We start from the raw sequence: 19,394 nt of genomic DNA, 5'->3' as shown, positions 1-19,394 counted from the left end.
ATGTGCCTGCGGCCTTCGCGCTTTCCGGGCGGTAGTTCTGCGGCTGTTCATTCAGCACCTGCGCCTTGGCACCCCTCCAGGCTGTCGTCTTGGTGGCCGTGAACGCGCCACGCGCCCGGGTTTTCCTGGGTCTTGACGTTCTCCGAGCCAAACTATTAAAATGAAATTCAAGTTATTAAAACGAAATTAGAACGGTGGGACAAGGAGACCGACATGGTCAAGCGCGTAAGGCTTGGAGCAGGTTCGGGGTTCTGGGGGGATGCTCAGGATCCGGCTCAAGAGCTGTTGGAACGGGGAAATCTGGACTACCTCTGCTTTGACTATCTGGCTGAACTGACCATGGCGCTGCTGCAGCGGCAGAAGCTCAAGCGGCCGGATGCCGGCTACGTGCCGGATGCCGTCCAGACCATGATCAATCTGTTGCCGCGGGCCACCGCCGCGGGAACAAAGCTGATCTCCAATGGCGGCGGCGTGAATCCGCGCGCCGCTGCCCAGCGCATCGCCGAAGGCGCGCGCCAGGCTGGACTTGCCGGCAGCCGTATCGCCCTGGTCGAAGGCGACGACATGCTGGGCAAGCTCGACGACCTGATGGGACAGGGCGTCCCGCTGCGCAATATGGATACGGGCGACGAGAATTTCGCGGCCATCCGCGACCGCGTCGTCTGCGCCAACGTCTACACCGATAGTTCCGGTATCGCCGAAGGCCTGGCGGGAGACGCCGACGTGGTCATCGCCGGGCGGGTGTCGGACAACGCGCTGTATGTCGGACCACTGGCCCACGAATTCGGGTGGCGGCGCGACGCCGCGCACATAGACCGCTATGCGGCGGCCGTGACGCTGGGCCACATCGTCGAGTGCGCGGCAGGCTGCTCGGGCGGAATGTCCTCGCGCTTCGCCGAGATGCCGCACATGGGGCGGGCCGGGTTTCCCATCCTGGAGGTGGACGCGGAAGCCGAGGCCATCGTGACCAAGCTGCCCGGCACTGGCGGCCGTATCGATCAATGGACGATCAAGGAGCACCTCGTGTACGAGGTGGGCGACCCGCGGCGGTATCTCATGCCCGATGCGGTGGCCGATTTCACTTCCTTGCGGCTGGCCGACGAGGGGCAGGACCGGGTGCGTGTCAGCGGGGTGCGCGGGGAAGCCGCGCCGGACCTGTGGAAACTCGTGGTCGGATACCAGGACGGCTGGATAGGCGAGACCATGGCGTTCTTCCCCTGGCCCCACGCCTATGACCGCGCGGTCAAGGCGCGCGAGACCATGCTTGAACGTTTCGAGCGCATGGGGCTGGCGGCGGACCAGATCCACTTCGATTTCGTCGGCCTCAATACCTTGCACGGGCCGGCTGCCGCCTTCCCGGGGCGCGAACAGGCCAACGAGCTGCCCGAAATCGGACTGCGCTGCGCGGTGCGTACCCGTACCGCCGAAGAGGCTGACAAAGTGCGCCGCGCGGGCACGAATCTGTGGATCATGGGGCCGGGCGGCACGTCCTTCGGCACGCCGATGAAGCCGCGTCCGGTCATCTCTTTGTGGCCGACGCTGATCCCGCGTGCCGCCGTCGAACAGAAGACCGAAATCCTGAAGGCCTGAGGAGACCCTGATGACGCTTCAAGTGAAAGACATTGCCTATGTCCGGTCCGGTGACAAGGGGGACGTGTGCAGCGTGGGGCTGGTGGCCCGCGGACCTGACGAATACGCGCGGCTGCTCGTCAGCGTTACGCCCGCCGACGTCAAGGCGCTGTACGGCGATTGGGTCCAGGGCGAGGTGGAATGCCATCCCATGGACAACATAGGCGCCATGATGGTGATCATGCGCCATGCGCTGGGAGGCGGAGCGACGCGTACCTTGCGGTTGGACCAAACAGGAAAGTCGCTGGGGCATGCGCTTTTGCGCTTGCCGGTGCGCGATCCGAGCTGAATTCCCCCAACCCATACTTCCGACGATATTCCACAAATGGCCATTCTTTCTTCCCGTTCCTGGTCGGGCAGCCCGGAGTTCGCCGCGAATGCGGCGGCGTATGACGAATTGCGCGCGCCGCTGCTCGCCGCCAGAGCGCGCGCGGTCGCCGGCGGTGGCGAACGCGCGCGCCAGGCGCATCTGGCGCGCGGCAAGCTGTTGCCGCGCGAGCGCGTCAATACCCTGCTGGATCCCGGCACGCCTTTCCTGGAAGTCGGCCAGTTGGTGGCCGAAGGCGCGTACGAGGGCCAGTCGCCCGGGGCCGGCATCATTACCGGCGTCGGCATCGTGGCCGGGCGGGCCTGCATGATCATGGCCAACGATGCGACGGCCAAGGGGGGGACCTACTATCCGCTGACCATCAAGAAGCAGTTGCGCGCGCAGGCCATTGCCCGCGAGAACGGCCTGCCTTGCATCTATCTGGTGGATTCGGGCGGCGCCTACTTGCCATTGCAGGGCGACATATTTCCGGACGAGCAGCACTTCGGCAAGATCTTCCGCAATATCGCCGAGATGTCGGCCCTTGGCCTGAAACAGGTTGCGGCGGTGCTGGGCGCCTGCACGGCCGGCGGCGCCTACATTCCGGCGATGTGCGACGAAACCGTGATCGTCGACAAGGCCGGCATGATCTACCTGGGCGGCCCCCAACTGGTGCAAGCCGCCACCGGGGAAGTGGTCGACGCCCAGGAGCTGGGGGGCGCGGATACGCACACCCGCCTGTCTGGCGTCGCCGACCATTTCGCGAACGATGAACTGCACGCGCTTGAACTGGTGCGAGGCATCCTCGGACGTTGCGAGGCAGTGGCTCTGGCGCCGCCGCCTCGCCCGTGCCGGCCGCCCCGATACGATGCGGCGGAGCTGCCCGGGATCATTCCCGCCAATGCCAAGCAGGCAATGCCGATGCGGGACGTGCTGGCGCGCTTGCTGGACGGCAGCGAGCTGGCGCAGTACCGCGAGCGCTACGGCACCAGCCTCATTTGCGGCACGGGCGCCATCGGCGGCTACCCCGTGGGCGTACTTGCCAACGATGGCGTGCTTTTCGGCCAGAGTGCGCAGAAGGCGGCCAACTTCATCGAACTGTGCTGCCAGGAGAATATTCCGCTGGTGTTCCTGCACAACATCAGCGGTTTCATGGTGGGCGTGCAGTACGAGCAGGGCGGTATCGCGAAGGACGGCGCCAAGATGGTCAATGCCGTGTCCACCGCCAGGGTGCCAAAATTCAGTGTCATCGTCGGCGGCAGCTATGGGGCGGGCGCGTACGCCATGTGCGGCCGTGCCTTCGGGCCGCGGTTCATGGCCATGTGGCCCAACGCCAGAACCTCCGTGATGGGCGGAGAGCAGGCCGCCACCGTCCTGGCGCTGGTGCGCGCCGAGCAACTATCCCGCCAGGGGAAAGACTTCAGCGCCGAGGAGGCCGAGGCCTACAAAGCGCCCATCCGCGATACCTATGTAGCGGAAAGCACTGCCTTGAACGCGGCGTCGCGTCTGTGGGTAGACAGCGTGATCGAGCCCGCCGATACCCGCGACTGGCTGACCCTGGGCCTGGCGCTGGCGGCTGGCGGACCGAAAGAACCCACGCGCTTCGGCGTGTTCAGGATGTAGCCCATGTTCAAGAGAATTCTTATCGCGAACCGGGGAGAGATCGCCCGCCGTATCGCGCGCACCTGCCAGCGGCTGGGCATCGAATATGTCGCCGTGTACTCTTCCGCCGACGCCAGCGCTGCGCACTTGGGCGGCGCTGCCCGGACCGTCTGCCTGGGCGCGGGGGCGGCGGCGGATAGTTATCTGAATGCCGCGAAGCTGCTTCAGGCCGCGCGGGAAACCGGCTGCGTAGCGGTGCACCCGGGTTACGGCTTTCTCTCGGAGAACAGCGAGTTCGCGGCAAGCGTGGAAGCCGCGGGCATGGCGTTCATCGGTCCGTCGCCCGCCACGATCGCGGCGTTGGGGGACAAGGCGAGGGCGAAGGCGTTGATGCGCGCGGCCGGGGTGCCGGTCGTGCCCGGTTCCGACGAGGCCAGCGACAACCCCGCGACCATAGAGGCGCTGGCGCGCGCCATTGAACTTCCGATTCTGCTCAAACCCTCCGCCGGAGGCGGGGGCAAAGGTATGCAGATCATTACTCACTACGATGACCTGCCGCGGCTCATCGAGTCGGCCATCCGCCTGGCCCGCAGCAGTTTCGGCGATGGCCGGATGATCGTGGAACGGTACATCGAGGAGCCTCGCCACATCGAGGTTCAGGTGTTCGGCGATGGGCGAGGCAACGTGGTGCATCTGTTCGAGCGCGAATGCTCGCTGCAACGCCGCCACCAGAAGGTCATGGAGGAAGCGCCCGCGCCGCGTCTGCCCGAGCGCGCGCGCCAACGGCTGCTGGAGGCGGCGGTGCAGGGCGCGCGCAGCCTGGACTATCGCAACGCCGGGACCTTCGAGTTCATCATGGACCGGGATTTCAATTGCTATTTCCTGGAGGTGAACACGCGCCTGCAGGTGGAGCACCCGGTCACCGAGGCGGTCACCGGCCTGGACCTCGTAGCGTGGCAGTTGCGCGTGGCGGCTGGGCAGGCCCTGCCGCTGCCCCAGTCCGAGATTTCCTGCCGCGGCCACGCCATCGAAGCGAGAATCTATGCGGAAGATCCTGCCCAGGACTTTCGTCCTTCGCCGGGCACGGTGGTGCGCGCCCGCTGGCCTTCCGGCCTGCGCATTGACGCCGCGTTGGATCAATCCGGCGAGGTTCCGCCTTTTTACGACCCGATGGTGGCCAAGGTCATCGCTAGCGCCGCCGATCGTCCGGCCGCGCTTGCCGCACTGAAGGCGGGCCTGGGCCAGACCGCGCTGCTGGGCGTGGCCAGCAATATCGGCTACTTGCTGCGGCTGCTGGACGATCCAGGCGTACAGGCCGGGCAGGTCCATACCCGTTATCTGGATGAACGCAAAGCGCTGCAAATGCCACGCAGCCGACTTGCGGCTGCGGCGGTCGGCGCCGCGCTGCCCTTGCCGCTGTCCGCCGCGCCTGCTGCGCCCTGGCAGGCCGGTACGCCCCGCGGCGCGATGGACCGGAAGTTCCTGGACCCGGACGCGCCATTGGGCAGAGCGCGTTTCCTGTTGGACGCCGAGCCGGCGTGGGCGGCGCTCCAGATGGTGGAAGGCGGACATGTCCGCGTGGGCGATGCCCGGCAAAGCTGGACCGTGTCGCGCGATGCGTCCGGCTTGGGTGGCGACGTGGACGGTTGGCGTTGGGAGGCCTGCCTTGCGGCAGAAGGCTGGCATATGCAGGTGGCGGGCGACCACTACACCGTGCGCCCGGTCCTCCAAGAAAGAGAGGCCTGCGCCCAGGACAGCGGCGGGGCGACGGCTCCGATGTCCGGCGTCATCGCCGCCGTGACGGTGCAGCCGGGTGACCGCGTGCGCCCCGGTGACGTCCTGGCCGTTATCGAGGCCATGAAGATGGAGTATTCGATAGTCGCCGATGTGGAGGGCACCGTCGCGCATCTGCGCTATGGGCCTGGCGACAGCGTGCGCGAGGGCGAACTCATTGCCGACATCGTCCAGGCCACCGCGGCGGTGGGCGATGGCGACCGGCAAATCGATGAACCGAAATTTCCGTCCGGCAACAGTCGCTAGCACCGAGATCACCATGCAGAAACCGCTCAGCCATATCCGTGTTCTGGACCTCTCCCGCATTCTGGCCGGCCCGTGGGCCACGCAAAACCTGGCCGATCTGGGCGCCGAGGTCATCAAGGTAGAGAAGCCCGGAGCCGGCGACGACACGCGGCAGATGGGGCCTCCTTTTCTCAAGGATCGGCATACCGGCGAGGATGGCGATGCCGCGTACTTCATGAGCTGCAACCGTGGCAAGAAGTCCCTGGCCATCGATTTTTCGAATCCCAGAGGCCAGGAGATCTTGCGCGAACTGGCGCGCAAGGCCGATGTCTTTGTCGAGAACTACAAGGTCGGGGCATTGAAAAAGTACGGCCTGGATTACTCCACGCTGCGCGAAATCAACCCTCAGCTTGTCTATTGTTCCGTGACGGGATTCGGGCAGACGGGCCCCTATAAGGACCGCGCGGGTTACGACTACCTGATACAGGGAATGGGCGGCCTGATGAGCGTGACGGGCGAACGCGACGACCTTCCCGGCGGCGGCCCGCAGCGGGCGGGCGTTGCCGTGGCCGATCTATTGGCCGGCATGTACGCAACCACCGCCATTCTTGCGGCCTTGCAGCACCGCGATCGCGGCCATGGCGGCCAGCATATCGACATCAGTCTGCTGGACTGCATGGTGGGTTCGCTGGTGAATCAATCCATGAACTATCTGGTCAGCGGCCGCGTACCCCAGCGCATGGGTAGCGGCCACCCCAATATCGCGCCTTATGCCGTCTATCCCGCGGCCGATGGCCATCTGGTGCTGGCCGTCGGCAACGACACCCAGTTCCGCCGCCTGTGCCAGGCCGTCGGGCAACCCGAGGTCGGCACCGACCCCCGCTTCGCCACCATCGCCGATCGTGTGCACAACCGCGCCGAACTGGACGCCTGGCTGGTTCCCGTCACCCGTTCGCGCCGCCTGGCCGACTGGACGGCGCTGCTGGAGCGGGCGCAGGTTCCCGGTGGCCCCATCAACGGAATGGACCAGGTGTTCGCCGACGAGCATGTGATCGCGCGCGGCATGAGGGCCGAGCTGGAGCACCCGGTCTACGGGCCGGTATCGACCGTGCGCAATCCCATCCGCTTTTCGGAAACGCCGCTGGACCCCGCGGGCGCTCCGCCCGCCCTGGGCCAGCACAACGAAGAGGTCCTGCAATCGCTGGGGATCGCGCCGGACCAGATGGCGGAACTGCGTGCCGCCGGCGTGCTCTGACTGACCGCCAAGACAACCCTATAACCAGGAGAAGACAGTATGCGCAGATCGATCAATGTAGACGAGAACGGGCTGGAGGTGCTGGGCCTGGGCTTTTACTGGAACGACGTGGAGCCCGGCTACCGCTTTCGCACCTTGGGCCGGACGATTACGGAGGCCGATATCACTTTGTTCATCGGAACGGTGGGCATGGTGGAGGAGATGTTCACCAATCTGGACTACATCGCCTCGCAATCCATCATCGGTTCGCGTCCGGCTCCCGGATCGCTGGTGTTCTGCATCGCCGAAGGACTGCTGATGCAGAGCACGATGCAGCGTACCGGCATGGCCTTCATGGAGGCGGATATCAAAGTCCATCGGCCCACCAATGCTGGCGACACCATCCACGTCGAGTGCGAAGTCGTCGAAGCCAGGGCTACCAGCAAGCCGGAACGCGGCGTGGTGCGCACCTCCAATCGGGTTATCAACCAGCGTGGAGAAGTCGTGCTTACCTATAGCCCGCTGCGTATGGTCAAGACCCGGCCGTAGGGCGGGGCCTCATGAATTCTTACTCGAGGGACGCGCAGACGGCCCCGATTCACTCTAGGAGACATCAATGAAATTCCCCTTGCTTTCGGGTTTGGTTGTGTTGGCGATGTGCGCTCAAGGCGTGGTGGCGGCTCCTGCTTCCGCCTACCCGGAGAAGCCTATTACTGTTGTGGTTCCCTTTGCCGCGGGCAGTCCGACCGACGCGGTGGCCCGCGTGCTGTCCGACTCGCTGTCCAAGCGTCTGGGCCAGCCGCTGATCGTGCAGAACCGCCCTGGCGCCACCGGCATGATCGGCAGCGAGTATGTCGCCCGCTCGCAGCCGGACGGCTATACCCTTCTGTTCGGCACCAACACCACCCAGGTGGCGAACAAGTACTTTTTCAAGAACGTCTCCTATGACGGCCTGAAGGACTTCGCGCCGGTCGCCATCGTCGGCGGGGTGCCGCATGCGCTCGTGGTCAATCCCTCCGTGCCGGTGAACTCCGTGGCGGAGCTGATCGCCTACGCCAAGGCCAATCCAGGGAAACTCTCGTTTCCCTACGCGAACAGCACCACGCGCATCACCGGGAGCACCTTCCGTGTAATGACACATACCGATATCTCCGAAATCCCCTACAAGGCGTATGGCCAGGCCGTGTCCGAGCTGCTGGGCGGCCAGACGCAAATGATGTTCATCGACTTTTCCACCGGCCTGGCCTACATGACCTCGGGCAAGCTCAAGCCGCTGGCTATCACGCCGACTCGATCGGACAAGCTTCCCGGCGTGCCTGCAATGAAGGAAGCGTTGCCGGGATTCGAGATCGGGAACTGGAATGGATTGTTCGCGCCCAAGGGAACATCGCCTGAAATCGTCGAAAAACTCAATCGGGAAATTACCGGCGCGCTCGCGCAGCCGGAGGTCCGCAAGCAGATCGATAGCACCGGCTATGAGCTGCTGCCGCCCATGGCGCCCCAGGCTTTCGGCAAATACATCGCCGAGGAGAGCGCGCATTACGGCAAGCTGACCCAGGAAGCAGGCATCAAGCCTGAATGAGTACCGGGCTGCGCGCCTTGCCGGCGCGCAGCCCGCGTGGCATGAATTTTCTTGATTTCCATTGACTTGCGAGCCTGCCCAGCATCATGAAGAAAACCGACGCTCCTGTTCTGTACTCCGTGCAAGATGGCATCGCCACGATCTGCATAGATCGCCCCGCGCAACGCAACGCGTTGTCCATCGCGATCTGCGAGCGCCTGCTGGATCTTTGGGACGAGGTCGAACGCGACGACGCCGTGCGCGTGGTGATCCTGACCTCCGCCGACTGCGGCGTGTTCTCGGCCGGCATGGACTTGAAGGAGGCCGCCCAGGTGCGTGCCGAGTCCGGCAAGGACATGCTGCAGATGCTGCGGGATCCCTTCCACCAGCGCATGCGCCGTGTTCCCAAGCCCATCATCGCAGCCATGACGGGCCATTTCACGGCCGGCGGCATGGTCCTGGCCGCCAATAGCGATATCCGCGTCGGGCTGCAGGGGACTCTGGGCGGTATCTCCGAGGCCAAGGTGGGAAGAGGATCGCCGTGGGGAGTACCCATGCTGTGGATGCTGCCGCAGCCTTTCATGCTGGAACTCATGCTTACCGGCGAAATGCATCCTGTCGAGCGTTTTTATCAACTGGGCTTCGTGAACTACGTCGAACCCACACCCGACGCGGTGCGTGCCCGCGCGCAGACGATTGCGCGCACGATCGCCGACAACGCCCCGCTTACCGTCTGGGCCGCCAAAAAGAGCGTCGGGGCGGCCATGGACCTTGGATGCGAGCGCGGCCTGGAGGCGGCGTGCCGGTATCATGAGCGGGTGTACGGCAGCGCCGACGCGATTGAGGGGCCTTTGGCCTTCGCCGAGAAACGCGCGCCGCGCTGGATCGGAGCGTAGCCATGGTCTCAGGACCGGGTTTTGTACGCCGCGATGACGACGACGGCGTCGTCACGCTCAGTCTCTGCCATCCCGGCACGTTGAACCGCTTCTCCGACGGTTCGCAATTCCTCGAACTGGCCAGCCATGTGCGCCGCGCCAACGCCGACCCGTCGGTCCGCGTGCTGATCATCACCGGCATGGGCAAGGCCTTCTGCGCCGGCGGCGACCTGCGCCAGATGGCGGAACGGGAGGGATTCTCGGCGGGCGACGTCGCCGAGGTGCAGGCGCGCTATCGCGAGACCGTGCACCAATTGCCCGCGGCGCTGGCGGAGACCGAGATCCCGACCATCGCCGCAGTGAATGGCCCGGCCTACGGGGCGGGTTGCGATCTGGCTTGTTTCTGCGATATCCGTATCGCCGCGCAGAGCGCGCGTTTCTCGGTGAGCTTTGCCCGGCTGGGCATCGTGGCCGGCGATGGAGGGGCCTGGATGCTGCCACGGCTGGTTGGGCGCTCGAAGGCCATGGAACTGGCCTTTACGGCCGAACCCATCGACGCCCAGGAAGCATGGCGTATCGGGCTGGTATCGGAGGTGACGCCCGATGAGGCGCTGGCCGGGCGCGCCGGCGACCTGGCGCGCCGTATCGCGCGCCATCCCGCCCAGGCTTTGCGCATGCACAAGCGCTTGTTGCGGGATGCGGAACAGCATACCTTGGCGACGCATCTGGACGTCGTGGCGGCGTTCCAGGCCATTGCGCACGCATCGGACGAGCACTTGCGGGCGGTGCGCGACGCGGTGGGCGCCTTGGGCCACGCCCGCTAGGCATCCTCTTCGGCGGCGAGCGCGATGCGTTGCGCCATGGCGAGCAGCGCCGGCGCGACCTGATTACGCAGCGTGGCTTCCGTGACATCCGCGCCGACGGCCATGGCGGCCAAGGCGAATTCCGAGCCCGTCTTTACCAACGTGGCGATCGAGGCGGTCTGGGTTGCCACCGGCGCGGCGACGTGGCACCAGCCCGTCGCCTCGAGCTCCCGAAAGGCGGCCTGGACGTCGGCGAGCTGACGGGAGGCTCCGGAAGGCATCTCGGCCGCGATCAGGCCGAGCAGTTCCTGCCGTTGCGCTTCCGGCCTTCCCCACAGATAGGCGCGGCCGGAGGCCGAGGTGGCCATGGGAAAACGCGCCCCGCTGGTCAGGCCCAATTGCACCCTGCCGGCGGGGACGCAGTGCTCGACCACCAGCATGTGCAGCCGGTCGCGTGTACTCAGCGTGACATGCACGCCGAAGCGCTGGGACAGCTCGCGCATGAGCGGCCGGGCGGCCTGGCCCGCCGCCAGGCTTTTCCGGGCCGCGCGGCCCAGCGCCAGGCAGGCGGCATGGGGTTCGTAGCTGTCGTTGCCCGTTGCTTGCAGGAAATGGTGGGACAGCAGCGTCTGAACCAGCTTTTCGGTGGTCGGGCGCGAGAGGTCGAGCTTGCGGGCGATGTCCGTCAGCGAAAGCTTGCGGTGGCGGAGATCGAACAGGCGCAGCACCTCCAGGCCTCGGCGCAGCGAATCCACCTGCGCATCGTCGCGGGGCGTGCCCGGCGTCAGTTGGCGAGTCCGTACCATGTCATTCCGCCTGCATGTTGCTGAGTTCGGCTTCGAGCCTGGCCTTGAGGGCCAACAAGTCCGGGATCACCTCCCGCTCCAGCCGCGGCAACTCCAGGGAGTTCGACGGCGCGGCGCAGCCCAACGCATAGGTGTGCGGCCCTTCCGGCGTGTCGACGACCACGGCGGCGCCGTTGGTCCCAGCCTCCAGGGTGCCGGCCGCGATGCAGTAGCCGTCGCTTGCCATTTGTTCAACCGCGGCCGGCACTTCGCGGTTGAGCAGCTCCCAGGCTTGCGGGTCGGCCCCGTTGAGCTTCTCCAGGAACGCGGCGCGTTCGGCATCGCTCATGGCGCCGATCAAGGCCCTGCCGAGGGCCGAACGGTCTATGCGCAGACGCGAGCCGGCGCGCACGCGCAAGGTGAAAAGCATGTCGCGGCTATGCGCGACCTCGTTGCAGACCATGCTGCCGGCATCGGGCGACGCCAGCACGACCGAGACCTGGTGCTGGTCCGCGAATTGCTGCATCAGCGGCCGCGCGAGCACGACGAAGTCTCGATGCGAGGCTGCGATGAACCCGAGGGCGAGCACGGCCGTGCCCAGGCGGTAGGCGGCCCGTTGGGCCGAATACTGCAGGTACTCGGCTTCCAGTAGATTGGCGGTAAGACGCGACACGGTCGGCTTGGGCAGGCCGGTGAGCGCGGCAATCTCGGAATTGTTCAACCACTCGTTGTTCGGCTCAAACGCCGAAAGAATGGTCAACCCGCGCGATAGCACCCGCACTTCGCGAATGGCCGGCTTTACGGAGGACGGATCAATGGACGTGTTCATCGAGTCTTAAAATGAAATTAGACTCGATTCTACAAGCAAGCCCGCGAGATATGAGGCGCGGTCCCGATGCCCGATCCGTGTCCGGGCGGATGAAGCCTGGCGGTCCGGTTGCCAACCTTGAAAGACTCTCGGTCCGCGTTTTGCCGCCAACCGTATTGCTCGGGCCAGTCGGGGTAGCCGGGGCCGACGATCAGGCCCGCGGCGACCGCGTCATTGACGGCGGTCAGCCCTCATAGTCCAGCACGATGAGCTGCCGGCTGAGCGCCATGATTTTCTGCTTCAGCGGCGCGTGGGCGGGCGCTTGCTGGTAATGATCATGGGCGGCCGCATCGTCGAAGTTTGCCACGAAGGCGTGGGTGTAGGCATGGGCTCGATCCGACGCATTGGCGACGAAGCGCAATTCAAGTATGCCGGGAAGTTCGTCCTTGATGGCCTGGCACAGGCGGACGATTTCCTCGTGGTCCCGTCCGCTAAGCGGGGCATTGAAGCTGAGCATGACAATATGGCGAAACATGGTGGCTCCGTTCTGGCGTGCCGGCCGACGGCCGGCGAGGGGCTGCTCAGGAAATGGTCAATCCGCCGTCGACGGCAAGGATGTGGCCGGTCGTGGACCGGGACTCTTCGGATGCCAGGTACAGCGCCGCGTGGGCGATGTCCTCGGGCTGGACCAGCCCGAAAAGCTGGCCTTCCAATGACTTGCTCGTGACGCCGTCGTCCTTCAGCAGCTTGAGCACGCGCTCCGTCGCGGTTGCTCCCGGCGCGACCGCGTTGACGCGGATCCGGTATCGGGCGTACTCCACCGCCATCGACCGGGTCAGCGCGCCGACCGCGCCCTTGGCTGCCGTGTAGGCATCTTTGCCATGGGTGCCGATCAGCGCGAAGATCGATGTGCTGTTGATGACCGAACCGCCATGGCCTGCGTCCATCATCGCCTGGATGCCGTAACGGCATCCCAGCCAGGTTCCGAACAGGTCCAGTTTCATCTTGGACCAGAACTCATCGACTGGCGCGTCCGTTACGCGGCCGTCCCGCACGGTGGATCCTCCCGCGTTGTTGTAGAGCACGTCGAAGCGTCCAAACCGCGCCACGGTCTGTTTGACTGCCTTTTCCAGGCTGTCGGGCTCGGTGACATCGGTTTGCAGGAACCAGGCAGGGGCACCCGTCAATTCCTTTACCATGGCGGCCGTTTCTTCGCCCGCCGCGGCGTCGCGCTCGGCGATGACGACTTGCGCGCCTTCCGTGGCGAACAGCAATGCGCTGGCGCGGCCGATGCCGGCGCCGCCGCCCGTGATGAAGGCGACCTTTCCTTCGAGTCGGTGCATGGATTCCTCGTTAGGTAAACGACAAAGGGGAGAGCGTTGCGCTGCGCACGATCAAATGCCCAGGTACGCCTTGCGGACCGCTTCGCTGCTGGCCAGGTCTGCGGCCAGGCCCTGGAGCTGGATCTCGCCGCGCTCCAGGATGAAGGCATGGGTGGCGATCTCCAGTGCCATCTCGGCGTTCTGTTCCACCAGCATCACGTCCACGCCTTCGGCCGCGATGTCCTGGATGATTTGCGCGATGGTGTCGACGATGGCGGGCGCGAGCCCGATGGTGGGTTCGTCGAGCAGCAGCAGCCGCGGCTTGGCCATCAGGGCGCGTCCCACGGCGACCATCTGCTGCTGACCGCCGCTGAGGCTTCCGGCCGGCGACTTGAGCCGGCTTTTCAAGGCGGGGAAGCGTTCCAGAACGCCAGCCATTCCCTGTTGGATGGCGTTCTTGCTGCTTTCCCGGTACGCCCCGAGTTCGAGGTTTTCACCTACGGTCATGGCTTTGAACAGGCGCCGTCCTTCAGGCACCAGGACCAGCCCTCGGGCGACGAGGGCGTCCGGGGCCAAGCCGGTTATGTCTTCGCCATAGAAGCGGACTTTTCCGGAAGAGGGAGTCACCAGCCCCGTCAACGCTTTCATGATGGTCGACTTGCCCGCGCCATTGGAGCCGACGATGGTAGAAATGGATCCCCGCTTCACCGTGAAGCTCGCCGCGCTGACCGCCGGCACGATGCCATACTTTACCGAGAGGCCCTCGACGTCGAGCACATTTTCGTTATTGTTCATGCCGCTTCCCCAGATAGGCCGAAATCACGCGAGGGTCCCGCTGTATTTCATCCGGCGTGCCGGTGGCCAGAAACACGCCATAGTCCAGCACCACGATGCGGTCGCATATGTCCATGACCGCTTTCATGTTGTGCTCGACCAGCAGCATCGAGACGCCGTATTCCTCGCGCATCTTGCGGAAGATCGCCAGCACCGACGCCGCCTCGGTCTGATTCAGGCCGGTCAGGGGCTCGTCCAGACAAAGCAGGCTCGGTCTGGCGGCGAAGGCGATCGCGATGCTGACGAGCCGCTGCAGGCCGTGGGACAGGTTGCCCGCGATTTCGTCCAGCACATCGGCCAGGCCCATCAGCGCCGCCGTTTCGCGTACCCGGGCGTCGCGTTCGGCCTTGTTGCGTATCATCGCGAACGTGCCGACGACGATGTTGTCGTAGACGGTCATGTCGCGCAGCATGCTGTCGTGCTGGAAGGTCCGCACCAGACCGTGCCGGGAAATCCTGGCGGCGCTTTGGCCCGTGATGTCCCTGCCCATGAACGTCAACCTGCCGCCCGACGGCTTGTAATAGCCACTGACCACATTGAAGGTAGTGCTCTTGCCGGCGCCGTTGGGACCGATGAGTCCAAGGATCTCTCCCTTGCGGACCTCGAAGCTCAAATCCTTGACCGCGACCAGGCCGCCGAACCGACGGCTCATTCCATCGACTTTGAGTAGTACTTGGTTTTCCATGAAGGACCTCAGGCTTGAGGTTTCGCCGCAGCGGTCAGCCGTGGCGCGCGCTTGCGGAAGCAACGGTCCAGGCCGATCAGGCCGCCCGGCATCAGCAGTACCGAGACGACGATGGCCGCGCCGTAAAAAATATGCTCGTAGGGACCGAAGCTCAGGGCGAACTGGCCGAGCAGGGTCAGTACGATTGCCCCGATCATCGCGCCCAGGATATGAGACTCTCCACCGACCTTCAAATAGGCCAGGGCGTACACCGCGAGCAGGAAGCCGAAGTCTCCCGGGCTGATCACGTTGTTCGAGAAGGCCAGCAGGGCGCCGGCGATTCCAGCCACGAACGAGGAGACCGCCAGGCAAAGCACTTTGGTCAAATGCACGTTGATGCCTACGGTCTCGACGATGGCATCGTTATTGCGGATGGCCACCAGGACTTTTCCGAAATCGGACTTCTCGATGAACCACAGCGCCCAGAGCAGTGCGAGGACTACCGCGACCACGACGGCGGGAAAGTAGTCCTCGAGATAGGCGGGCGGGAAGATCCCCACCATCCCGGAGCTTCCGCCGATCGCCTCGGTCTTGGTGTAGATCATGCGGACCACTTCCGTGAAGGCGAAGCTGATCAGCATGAAATAGGGGCCCTTGGCGCGCAGGGTGATGTAGCCGAACACCAGGCTGACCAGCCCCGCGAAGACGGCGCTGGCGGCCAATGCAAGCAGAAAGGGCCATTGCAGCGTCACGGTTCCGACGCCCGCCATATACGCGCCGAGCCCGACGAAACCGGCCACGGCGAAGTTGAGCTCGCCTATCAACGTGACGAAACGGAAGCTGGCGGTGATCAACACGTTGATGGCCAGCCACAGGACCAGGCTGGCGGCGAGGCCGCCACCCTGTAGCAGGATGCCGGCCAGCAGCACCAGGCCGGCCGAGGCGATTGCGGGAGCGAGTAGCGGTTTAGCCATTTCCGAGAATTCCCTTCGGGCGAACGAGAAGTACAAACATGGTCAACGCGAACATAGAGATCGTGGCCCAGGTGGGATCGAAGTAGTAGCCGCCCAGGCTCTCGATGACGGCAATAAGCAGGCTGCCGAGGATCGCGCCGGGTATGCTGCCCAGCCCGCCTATCACGATTGCTATGAAACCCCGGATGAGATAGTCGCTGCCGATGTTGGGGCTGGACACCGTCACGGGAGAGAGCAGGACCGCCGCGATCGCCGCGAGCGCGGTTGCGATGAAGAAGCCGGCGAGGGCGATCCGCCGGTAGGGTATGCCTTGCAGCATGGCCGCCTCGTGGTCCTCCGACACGGCGCGCAAAGCCTTGCCCAGGCGGCTGGAGACGATGGTCCAGCACATGAGCCCGGCCACCAGCAGCGCGCAGCACGTGATGATCAAACGCTGGACGGTGATGTAGGCGCCCAGGATGTTCACGGTGCCCTCGACCAGCGCGGGCAGCTTGTTCGGCACGCCGCCAAAAGACTCCAGGAATATGCCCTGGAGCAAGAGGGAGAGACCGACCGAAACCACGAAGGATCCGGTCATGTCGCGCTGGAACCGCTGCAGCGCGAACCTGTAGATCAGTCCCCCCAACAACAGCGTCAAGGCAATTCCCAATGCGCCGCTCAGCGCATACGACACGACGAGCGGCAACTTGGCGCCCACAAGTAGCGGCACCGTCACGCTCATGACCAGCAAAGGCAGCGTGAAGAATTCCCCATGCGCGAAGTTGACGATCCGCATGACACCGAATATCAGCGTCAAACCCAGCGAGAACAGTATGTACGCCGCGGCGATCTGCATACTGTTCATGGTCAATTGCATGTAAACGTCCAACTTGTCTCCCCCCCGACTTATAGCCGTCCGGTATTTTGTTTACTTGGTTGCGGCCAGGCGTTTCTGGAGTTCCTCCGGAACCACGCGCTCGACTTCGACCAGCTTGCCATCCTGGATCTGCGTGATCATGACCGGGACCAGCAATTGCTGGGGCGATCCGTAAGTTGCCTCGCCGCCGAATGCGGTCTTACCGTAAGAGGTTTCGAAGATGATCTTGGGCAGGACTTTCAGGATCTCGGCGGGCTCGATGCTTTGCGCGGCCTCCATGCCTGCCTTGAGGGCGTAGACAGAGTCGTAGGGCGCAAGCTGCAAGGGGTTGAGCGATTCGCCGACGGCTTTCTTCATGCCTTCGTTGAGCTCACGCTGCTTGCTGGTCGCCTGTCCGCCGGCGTAATCTCCCGAGAAACCCATGTACACACCGTCGGCCGCCTTGCCGCCGATGTCCACGAGCTGCGCCGCGCCGGTGCCCACCGGCTGCACTTTGACGCCGTTCCAGCCCAGGACGCCCAATTCCCGGAACAGGACGCCCGCATCGGCCGGCGGCGAGACGCCCAGGTCGATGACGTCCGGCTTCGCCGCGGCCAGCTTCTGCGCAATGGGTTGGAACTGTGTGGTGCCGCGTTCGTACCAGTTGACCGACACCACCTTCACGCCGAGTTTTTCCCACGCCTGTTGCGCGACCGGTTCGGTTTCCTTGCCGGTCGCGTCGTTGGGATTGAGCATCGCGACCGTCTTGATGGAAGCGTGCTTGTCCTTGACATAGGCATACAGCGGCTCCAGGATTTCGAAGGGCGTCGCCGATTGAGTCAGCGTATAAGGCTTGGTCGGCCCTTTCACGGTCTTGCCCCAGGCCGACGTGAACAGAATGACGTGGTTGCGTTCGGTCAGCGACTGCAGCGCCAGGATGGGCGCGGTGCCGATGCTGCCGACGACGTAACGCGACTTGTCGCGATTCACGATGTTCTGCGCGACCTTGGTTCCCTCGGCGGCGTTGTATTTGTTGTCGTAGGCGCGGACTTCGAACTTGTAGGTCGTGCCGCCGATCTTCACGCCTCCGGCGTCGTTGATCTCCCTGGCGGCCTGTTTGGCAGTCCATTCCTGTCCCAGTCCCCAGGTTGCCGCGGCGCCCGACATCGGTGCGGACACACCCAGTATCAGGGTCTTGGATTCCTGCGCGAAGGCGCCGCCCGACGTGAATGAGGCTGCCGCCAACGATGCTGCAACCAGAACGCTGTTGAAGTTCTTCATCCTGTAGTCTCCGTATTTATAGGTGTAGTGATGCCGGCACGAGCCGGCCTTACCGGATTTCCGGTATGTCGTCACGCGCGGCGGGATGCCTGCCCCGCGTGTGTCCAACGGGCGGCGGCCGTCGGGCCGCCGTCGTCCACGTAGCTGGAAACCTGCTTGAGAAGACCCAGGTCCAGGCTGGCCAGATCGCCCAGTGCCAGGGCCAGATGCAGGTCCTTGCTGACGATGCGGTGGATGGCCGGATAAGCGTCCTCGCTCGGGGCCCACGCGCGGTACTGCGCCCGCCCCACGGCCGCGTCCGCCGTCAGGAAGTTCATTCCCGTGCTGACGGCCAGGATGGGGGCAAGATCTTCGAAGGCCACCCCGTGCGCTTGCGCCAATTCGATGGCTTCGGCGGTCAGGAACATATTGGTCACGCACAGCATGTTGTTGATGATCTTGGCGACCTCGGCCGATCCCAGGGCGCCGCAATGGAAGATTCGCTTTCCCATCGTGCTCATCAGCGGTCGCACCTGTTGTATGTCGGCCCGGCTGCCGCCCAGCATCAGCGTGAGCGTGCCATCCCGGGCCCCGACGATGCCGCCGCTCACTGGCGCGTCGATCAGGCGCGCACCCGCCGCGGCCAGCGGCGCTTCGAGTGTCCGCAGGGTATCGGGCAGGGTCGTGCTCATCATGCACACGACGGGGCGGTGGCCAGGCGGAATCGCGTTTGCCAGCCCGCGCTCGCCCAGCAGGGCGTCCGTGATTTGAGCGTCATTGGCGAGAAGCACGATGATCGCGTCCGCGGCGGCGCAGTCCGCCACGTCGGCGGTCGTCGGGATGCCTTCGCGGGAAAAACTTTCCCGCGTGGCTGGACTGATATCGCAGACCATGACATCGAAACCGCCGCGCCATGCGCGGCGCGCCATCGGCGCGCCCATGTTTCCCGCGCCGATGAAGGCTACCGTTTTGATCGATTCCATGCGATCCGCTCCGCCTAGACGGCGATGTCCGGGTCGAACTTCGACGGGCGCCGTGCCTGCAGCGCGCTCACGCCTTCCCTGGCCTCGGGGCTGCCGAAGCCCATGAATTCCAACGCGAGGGAAGTATCGAAGATGGGGCCGGCCTGGCGCAGCCAGTTGTTCAGGGCATACTTGGTCCACCGCAGCGCCGCCGGCGCGCCTCCCGCGAGTTTCCCCGCGATCTCCAGCGCTTTCTCCTGAAGCGCATCATCTTCTACGCACAGCGAAACCAGGCCCAACGCTTCGGCTTCCTGGCCGCTTACGGGTTCGCAGAGCATCAGGTGGTACTTGGCCTTTGCCATGCCGCACAGCAATGGCCAGATGATGGCTGCATGGTCGCCCGCGGCCACGCCCAGTTTGGTATGGCCGTCCACGATGCGGGCGGATTTCGCCGCGATCGAGATGTCGGCCAGCAAGGCAGCGACCAGGCCGGCGCCGACCGCCGGGCCATGAATGGCGGAGACGATGGGTTTGGAACAGTTGATGATGTTGTAGACAAGATCGCGCGCTTCGCGCCACACTCGGGCCCTGGCCTTGAAATCATCGTTGATTTCTTCGAGCATGCGGAAATCTCCGCCGGCCGAGAAGGCTCGTCCGGCCCCGCGGATCACCACGGCGCTCACTTCCGGGTCGGTGTCGATCTCGCGCCAGACCTCCGCCAGTTCGGCGTGGCCCCTTGAATCCAGCGAATTCATGCGCTCGGGATTGTTCAGCGTCAGGCGCAGGACGCGCTCCAGCGGACGGTCAAATTCGATTGCCGTGTAGTTCTTATAGCGATGGCTTTCAGTCATCCTCGACTCCAACTCCAGACAGGTAATTCGGCGGACGGTCTCGGCGTTGCGTGCGCCCGAGGCCGGCGG

Annotated in this window: 20 protein-coding genes; 9 read left to right on the top strand and 11 right to left on the bottom strand. The window is 64.7% G+C overall.

Features of this window, described 5'->3' with window-relative positions; translation table 11 throughout:
- Positions 1–213: 213 nt before the first annotated feature.
- From WHX56_RS26265 to WHX56_RS26225, 9 genes are all read left to right on the top strand, one after another.
- Positions 214–1,590 (top strand): acyclic terpene utilization AtuA family protein, encoded by a 1,377-nt coding sequence (locus tag WHX56_RS26265; RefSeq protein WP_287755648.1) that lies wholly within the window; start codon positions 214–216, stop codon positions 1,588–1,590.
- 10 nt (positions 1,591–1,600) lie between these two features.
- Positions 1,601–1,918 (top strand): AtuA-related protein, encoded by a 318-nt coding sequence (locus WHX56_RS26260; protein WP_287755649.1) that lies wholly within the window; start codon positions 1,601–1,603, stop codon positions 1,916–1,918.
- A gap of 36 nt (positions 1,919–1,954) precedes the next feature.
- Positions 1,955–3,559, top strand: coding sequence for a carboxyl transferase domain-containing protein (locus WHX56_RS26255; protein WP_338879403.1), 1,605 nt, complete (start codon positions 1,955–1,957; stop codon positions 3,557–3,559).
- Between the two features lie 3 nt (positions 3,560–3,562).
- Complete coding sequence (locus WHX56_RS26250) at positions 3,563–5,578, top strand: acetyl/propionyl/methylcrotonyl-CoA carboxylase subunit alpha (RefSeq protein WP_338879402.1); 2,016 nt, start codon at positions 3,563–3,565, stop codon at positions 5,576–5,578.
- 13 nt (positions 5,579–5,591) lie between these two features.
- Complete coding sequence (locus tag WHX56_RS26245; RefSeq protein ID WP_287755214.1) at positions 5,592–6,812, top strand: CaiB/BaiF CoA transferase family protein; 1,221 nt, start codon at positions 5,592–5,594, stop codon at positions 6,810–6,812.
- A gap of 39 nt (positions 6,813–6,851) precedes the next feature.
- On the top strand, positions 6,852–7,340 hold the full coding sequence (locus WHX56_RS26240) for an FAS1-like dehydratase domain-containing protein (RefSeq protein WP_287755213.1): 489 nt from the start codon (positions 6,852–6,854) through the stop codon (positions 7,338–7,340).
- Between the two features lie 67 nt (positions 7,341–7,407).
- Complete coding sequence (locus WHX56_RS26235) at positions 7,408–8,373, top strand: tripartite tricarboxylate transporter substrate binding protein (protein ID WP_338879401.1); 966 nt, start codon at positions 7,408–7,410, stop codon at positions 8,371–8,373.
- A gap of 86 nt (positions 8,374–8,459) precedes the next feature.
- The gene (locus WHX56_RS26230) at positions 8,460–9,248 is read left to right on the top strand and encodes an enoyl-CoA hydratase/isomerase family protein (protein ID WP_338879400.1); all 789 of its coding nucleotides are present in this window, start codon (positions 8,460–8,462) and stop codon (positions 9,246–9,248) included.
- A 2-nt stretch (positions 9,249–9,250) separates the two neighbouring features.
- The gene (locus WHX56_RS26225) at positions 9,251–10,051 is read left to right on the top strand and encodes an enoyl-CoA hydratase-related protein (protein ID WP_287752396.1); all 801 of its coding nucleotides are present in this window, start codon (positions 9,251–9,253) and stop codon (positions 10,049–10,051) included.
- On the opposite strand, the gene WHX56_RS26220 is transcribed toward WHX56_RS26225, so the two are convergent.
- The 11 genes from WHX56_RS26220 to WHX56_RS26170 all read right to left on the bottom strand — a co-directional run bounded on the left by WHX56_RS26220 (position 10,048) and on the right by WHX56_RS26170 (position 19,325).
- The gene (locus WHX56_RS26220; RefSeq protein ID WP_338879399.1) at positions 10,048–10,836 is read right to left on the bottom strand and encodes an IclR family transcriptional regulator; all 789 of its coding nucleotides are present in this window, start codon (positions 10,834–10,836) and stop codon (positions 10,048–10,050) included. The genes WHX56_RS26225 and WHX56_RS26220 overlap by 4 nt on opposite strands.
- A 1-nt stretch (position 10,837) precedes the next feature.
- The gene (locus tag WHX56_RS26215; RefSeq protein WP_287752399.1) at positions 10,838–11,644 is read right to left on the bottom strand and encodes an IclR family transcriptional regulator; all 807 of its coding nucleotides are present in this window, start codon (positions 11,642–11,644) and stop codon (positions 10,838–10,840) included.
- 223 nt (positions 11,645–11,867) lie between these two features.
- Positions 11,868–12,158, bottom strand: a complete 291-nt coding sequence (locus WHX56_RS26210) for a Dabb family protein (protein WP_287752401.1) — start codon at positions 12,156–12,158, stop codon at positions 11,868–11,870.
- A gap of 46 nt (positions 12,159–12,204) precedes the next feature.
- Entirely contained in the window at positions 12,205–12,966 is a 762-nt protein-coding gene (locus WHX56_RS26205; protein ID WP_287752402.1) for an SDR family NAD(P)-dependent oxidoreductase, read from the bottom strand.
- Between the two features lie 51 nt (positions 12,967–13,017).
- Positions 13,018–13,740, bottom strand: a complete 723-nt coding sequence (locus WHX56_RS26200; protein WP_287752403.1) for an ABC transporter ATP-binding protein — start codon at positions 13,738–13,740, stop codon at positions 13,018–13,020.
- The gene (locus WHX56_RS26195) at positions 13,730–14,464 is read right to left on the bottom strand and encodes an ABC transporter ATP-binding protein (RefSeq protein ID WP_338879398.1); all 735 of its coding nucleotides are present in this window, start codon (positions 14,462–14,464) and stop codon (positions 13,730–13,732) included. The genes WHX56_RS26200 and WHX56_RS26195 overlap by 11 nt, the downstream gene beginning before the upstream one ends.
- Positions 14,465–14,472: 8 nt before the next feature.
- Positions 14,473–15,417 (bottom strand): branched-chain amino acid ABC transporter permease, encoded by a 945-nt coding sequence (locus tag WHX56_RS26190; protein WP_338879397.1) that lies wholly within the window; start codon positions 15,415–15,417, stop codon positions 14,473–14,475.
- Positions 15,410–16,273 carry a branched-chain amino acid ABC transporter permease gene (locus tag WHX56_RS26185; protein ID WP_338879396.1) on the bottom strand — a complete coding sequence of 288 codons (864 nt, stop codon included), beginning with the start codon at positions 16,271–16,273 and terminating at the stop codon, positions 15,410–15,412. The genes WHX56_RS26190 and WHX56_RS26185 overlap by 8 nt, the downstream gene beginning before the upstream one ends.
- Before the next feature lie 51 nt (positions 16,274–16,324).
- Positions 16,325–17,533 carry an ABC transporter substrate-binding protein gene (locus WHX56_RS26180; protein ID WP_287752410.1) on the bottom strand — a complete coding sequence of 403 codons (1,209 nt, stop codon included), beginning with the start codon at positions 17,531–17,533 and terminating at the stop codon, positions 16,325–16,327.
- A gap of 71 nt (positions 17,534–17,604) precedes the next feature.
- Positions 17,605–18,495 (bottom strand): NAD(P)-dependent oxidoreductase, encoded by an 891-nt coding sequence (locus tag WHX56_RS26175; RefSeq protein ID WP_338879395.1) that lies wholly within the window; start codon positions 18,493–18,495, stop codon positions 17,605–17,607.
- 14 nt (positions 18,496–18,509) lie between these two features.
- Complete coding sequence (locus WHX56_RS26170) at positions 18,510–19,325, bottom strand: enoyl-CoA hydratase/isomerase family protein (RefSeq protein WP_338879394.1); 816 nt, start codon at positions 19,323–19,325, stop codon at positions 18,510–18,512.
- Between the last annotated feature and the right edge of the window lie 69 nt (positions 19,326–19,394).

The sequence above is a fragment of the Achromobacter veterisilvae genome, assembly GCF_037619525.1.
In the GTDB taxonomy this organism is placed as follows: domain Bacteria; phylum Pseudomonadota; class Gammaproteobacteria; order Burkholderiales; family Burkholderiaceae_B; genus Achromobacter; species Achromobacter veterisilvae.
This window is presented reverse-complemented; position numbering and strand designations above follow the sequence as displayed.